Raw genomic sequence first — 5,073 nt, forward strand, 5'->3', positions numbered from 1 at the left:
GAGATCGCATCGCGAGACCCGTTGAACCTGATTCAGTTAGCACTGACGTAGGGAACTATTCATAACGCGGTGTCGTGGGGTCGCCACAATCTCGCCCGTTATGTGTTGTGCTTGGCCAACGCGCTCTGCACACAGTTCCTGGCGCGTGCGTGAGGAACACCGATGAACCAAACCGCATTTTATGACCCTCAAACTCCGATTGTCCTAACCATCGCTGGCTCCGACAGTGGCGGCGGCGCGGGCATCCAAGCCGACATCAAAGCGATCAGTGCAACAGGCAGTTACGCCTGCTCCGTTATTACGGCAATTACCGCGCAAAATACCTGTGGCGTTCACGCCATTCATCCTATCCCTATCGACCATGTTCAAGCGCAGCTCGATGCGGTATTGAGCGATCTCAATGTCGTGGCGGTGAAGGTTGGCATGTTGGCTGACGCTGAAATCATCCGTGTCGTGGCACAAAGTTTGTCGGCGTATCAGCCCAAGTTTCTAGTGGTGGACCCGGTAATGGTGGCCACCAGTGGTGACAGCTTACTGCACGCCAGTGCGGTGGGTGCGCTCAAGAAAGACCTGCTACCGCTTGCCGATATGATCACACCAAACTTACCCGAGGCGGCGGCGCTGACTGGGCGAGCAACGCCGACATCGGAAGAAGAGATGGGATCGATGATTGACGCCCTGCGCGCCTTGGGCGCCAAAACAGTGCTTCTTAAGGGCGGGCATTTAGAGGGCGAAAGCAGCAACGATTTGCTGATTGAAAGGAGTGGCAGTGAATTGATTCGCGCTAAGCGAGTCGCCACTCATAATACTCATGGTACGGGCTGTACGTTGTCATCGGCCATTGCGTCCTATCTTGCCCAAGGGTATCGGCTGCACAAAGCGGTCCATTTGGCTAAGCAATACATCTCACAAGCCATTGCGCATGCCGACGAACTCTCTGTTGGTCAAGGACATGGGCCTGTGCACCACTTTTTCTCTGGCCACCAAAATGTGCGTTAATCGCGATGGTGTGCAGTCACAACATAAGGGCCCTTATTTGGGCATCGAGACCGAGCCAGAGCGGCTAGAGTTGAGAATAAAACGCGCCGCGTCATAGCGATCGTTGGAGAGAGGAATGTAGCCAGAATGGGAGACGACTTTGTTGATGTTGTCTCTGTCGATATAACTATCGACAAAGCGTTTCAATGATGGCCGTTTCTCTAGCGCCTGTTTGTTCACGTAAATAAACAGAGGGCGGGAAAGTGCGGTATATCGCCCCATAATTACGTTCTCGACACTGGGTTTGACGGCGTTGGCGCCTGAGGGAGAGATGGCGATCGCTTTCAACTTGTCTTGATTTTGCAAATAGTAGGCAAAGCCGATAAACGCCATGGCGTTGGGATCGGCGGCCACTTCGGCGACTAAGGCTTCATCGTCTTCATTTGCGGTGTAGTCTTGTCGACTCGCTTTGCCATCCAGCACCACCTCAACAAAATAGTCATAAGTGCCTGAGTCTGATCCAGGGCCGTGCAGGACGATGGGGCGATCAGGGAAGTGCGGATTGACTTGCTGCCAGTGAGTTATCGTGCGTTCAGCGGTGCTTTCCCAGAGTGTTTTCAGTTCATCAAGAGAGAGCGCATCGATCCACTGATTTTCTTTGTTCACCACCACGGTTATTGCATCGAGTGCGACAGGGAGCTCAATATAGTCGATGTGGTTGATCTCACACAGCGCTCGCTCTTTCTCTTTAATCGGGCGAGAGGCGTTAGAAATATCCGTGCGGCCTCGGCAAAACTTACGAAATCCGCCACCTGTGCCAGTGATGCCCACCACCACTTGGGTGTTGTGCCGCTCGGCACGCATAAAGTGATCGGCGACGGCTTGGGTAATCGGGTAAACGGTACTCGACCCTTCAATTTTGATCAGATCTTTCCCGTGTGCCGTGGTACTCATCAGCGCTAGGCATACAGAAGCAAGAACAGTCGAACGCAATCGAAAAGTCATGGTTGAGCACAAAGGAAGAATCAACATACCGCGACTATACGAGCTAGCACTTTTGAGCTCAATATCTTCACGTGAACTGTCACTAAAGATTCATCAATCACTCATTAATAATAACTACGCTGAATATTTTCATGGGGATGTAACATTTCTTCACTAGGCTGACTCGCCTATGTTTTTATTCCTGCCCGCAAAATACGTGGGTAAACGTTCGTGTGATGCTATGAAGCGCAAATTCATTTTTACTTCCATTCTCGCCTTGTTGGTGATCACGTTTACGTCGGCGCTGGTGACCCAAGCGACCCACCTGTTAGTGAAAAAGTCCCCGCTTGCGGAAGCGGCCGCTGAAATTAAAGTCAACGGCACGCTGGCCTATCTTTGGTTTGATGAGATCATGTCGGGCGATACCGCTCAGTCGATTCAGGAAGTGTGGTACTACTTAGAAATCGCTGATTGGCATGTGGTCGCGCTGCTTGAAGGCGGCGAGAGCATCATGGGCAATTATGAGCCAGTCACGGACACCGAATTACGTGAGCGTCTGGTTGAGCTTCGCAAAACGCTGGCGCAATTTCGCCTTCATGTGGAATCCACCTACCAAAAAATTCAGGCGCAGCGAGCGGATGCGTTTTTAAGCGCCGGACGCGACGAGCAATTTTTGGAGTTTGCCAGCCAAGCGGATGAGATCCAGCGCGTGATCAAAGCCAGTTATGAATCTGGGATTTCCAATTACACGCAAACCAGCATCACCCTGATTATTGCGGTGATTGTGATTGCTGCCTACTCGATACGATTGCAGCACCGCTATGAGAAAAACCGCGATCAATTGCTCCACTCTCTCACGCAAGCCAAAGCCGCAATAGAGGAGAAAAATGAGCAACTGCACAACCGAGCTTACTTCGACCCTTTAACTGGGTTGCCAAACCGAGCACTGTTTTTAGACCGACTAGGCCAATCCATCCTCAACGCGGACCGCTCGAAAAAGCCGTTTGCTTTACTGTTCATCGATTTAGATCATTTTAAAGACGTCAACGATCTCTATGGGCATGAGATGGGCGACCGCTTGCTTGAGCAAGTCGCAAAGCGGATTGAGAGCAGCATTCGCATCACCGACTTGTCGGCGCGCTTCAGTGGCGATGAGTTTGTGGTGGTGCTGAGTCACTTAAACAGCGTCAATAGCGCAATCAGTGTTGCCAACCGTATCGCCTCGAAGTTGATAGATACCTTGCAGCAGCCGTTTCATATAGAGGGTGTGGCGGTGAATGTGTCCGCCAGTATTGGTATTTCGCTCTATCCGGAAGACAGTGCGACGCAAGATAGCCTGCTACGCTACGCGGACAACGCCATGTATCACGCCAAAGCGATGGGCAAAAACAATTTTCAGTTTTACTCCAAAGAGCTCAACCGCATTGCGATGTCGCAAAAAGAGATCGAGAGCGATCTCAATAAAGCGATTGAGCGTGATGAATTCGAGCTGCACTTTCTGCCCAAGTGGCAGTTGAACGATGAGAAAGTGGTCGGCGTTGAAGCCTTAGTGCGTTGGAACCATCCCACCAAAGGGCGGTTGTACCCCAATGATTTTATTCCCGTAGCCGAATCCACCGGTTTGATTCGCCTGCTTGATTTGTTGGTGATGCGAAAAGCGCTGCAATCCAAGAGAAAGTGGTTAGATGACGGCGTCGAAACTGGGGTGGTGGGGGTGAATATTTCCGCGAAGAGCTTAAAGCATCCGGGCTTTTTTGACAGTTTGAAAAAGGTCATTGTTCAGTCCGGCGTTCCGACACGTTACTTAGAGGTGGAAATCACCGAGACCGTGATGATTGAGAATACCGAACTCGCGCAGGTAATTTTCAAAGAGTTGCAGCAACTGGGTGTGCGCGTGGCATTGGACGATTTCGGTACCGGATTTTCATCACTCTCTTACTTGAAAGATTTTGAGTTTCAAACGCTCAAAATCGATCGCAGTTTTGTTATCGATTATGCCAATAATGCCACCTCGTCGGTATTACTGAAAAACATTATCTCGCTTGGCAACGAGCTTGGTGTTTCTGTGGTTGCTGAGGGCGTTGAAACCGCTGCCCATCAGCGGGATCTACTCAAAATGGGCTGCGCGATCGGCCAAGGTTTCTATCTCACTAAACCGGTTAATGCAGAGGCGCTAGCCAAATTGCTTGCTCCAGAAGCGTACCTCAGAGAGCGTGGAAACGTGGTGCCTATGACCCGATGGTCTTAGTTATATTCTTGTCCTTATCAGCTGTTGAACACCGATAATTTGGCATGATGCGAACTTGCAGCGAATTGACACGCGGTTGATAAAATCATTAACGCCACACGCCTAAGATCATCTCTCGAGAGTTGAGGTGAGAGGCGAGTGTGAAACATAGAGTTAGTGAGAAGCAAAAAGGGTTAGGGCTGCTGATGGTGCTGTCGGGTGCCATTGCGCTGATGAGCCTGATGTTTAGCTCAGTGGATCTGCTGAGTGACGTCTCAGACCCCATCGGGCAAGGGATGACATGGTTGACTTACTCCGCGGGATCGCAAGGCTTTCTCGTTACTCTCGCTTTGCTGGTGGCTCTGGCTCTTTGGGTCATTCGTTCGGCTTCTTCTCGTTATTCTTTTTCTCATCGTTCTCTTTTGACCACGGATTACTCAAGCGTTCCACCTCGTCCAAGCGTTTCACCTCGTCGTCAGCTTGGTGTGTTGCTGATAGGAAAAGCGGCGCAACTGGCGCTGGTGCTGGTGTTTGCCTTTTTTGCCAAAAGTGGCTTGAAGCTCGCGACAGAAAGCCCGCGTCCTTACACGGAACTGTTAAGTCATCAGCTGTTGATTCCCCAGCCCGCGCACTTTTATAAGCTCGATGCCGAGCAAAAAGATCAGGTGATTGATGCCCTGGATACTCGGGTGAGTGATTGGCGTACGCGCCATTGGCATGGCGAGAAAGATTACTCTTTTCCTTCCGGCCATACGTTGTTTGTCGCGGTATGCGTGGCCTTTTTTGGCGGCCTGTTTGCTGAGCGTAAGCACTATGGCCTGGCTGCCGGTGTGTTGATTTGGGCGCTAGCGGTCGCGTACAGCCGACTGTGGCTTGGTATGCAT

General features: G+C 51.1%; 4 protein-coding genes. 3 read left to right on the top strand and 1 reads right to left on the bottom strand.

The features are described from left to right. The first annotated feature begins 162 nt into the window (after nt 1-162). On the top strand, nt 163-999 hold the full coding sequence (gene thiD / locus AC6R1O_RS13655; RefSeq protein ID WP_500633149.1) for a bifunctional hydroxymethylpyrimidine kinase/phosphomethylpyrimidine kinase: 837 nt from the start codon (nt 163-165) through the stop codon (nt 997-999). Between the two features lie 33 nt (nt 1,000-1,032). Here the strand turns inward: thiD and AC6R1O_RS13660 are convergent, their stop codons facing one another. Beyond that, nucleotides 1,033-1,983 carry a PstS family phosphate ABC transporter substrate-binding protein gene (locus tag AC6R1O_RS13660; RefSeq protein ID WP_500633148.1) on the bottom strand — a complete coding sequence of 317 codons (951 nt, stop codon included), beginning with the start codon at nt 1,981-1,983 and terminating at the stop codon, nt 1,033-1,035. Between the two features lie 220 nt (nt 1,984-2,203). Here AC6R1O_RS13660 and AC6R1O_RS13665 point away from each other — a divergent pair, with 220 nt between their 5' ends. Both AC6R1O_RS13665 and AC6R1O_RS13670 read left to right on the top strand, forming a co-directional pair. Then, nucleotides 2,204-4,210: a putative bifunctional diguanylate cyclase/phosphodiesterase gene (locus AC6R1O_RS13665; RefSeq protein ID WP_500657217.1), complete on the top strand. Its 2,007-nt coding sequence runs from the start codon at nt 2,204-2,206 to the stop codon at nt 4,208-4,210. A gap of 140 nt (nt 4,211-4,350) precedes the next feature. Further along, on the top strand, nt 4,351-5,073 hold a 723-nt coding region (locus AC6R1O_RS13670; protein WP_500657218.1), incomplete at its 3' end, for a phosphatase PAP2 family protein.

Source organism: Vibrio sp. R11-SG3-ISO3-SZ (assembly GCF_059834345.1).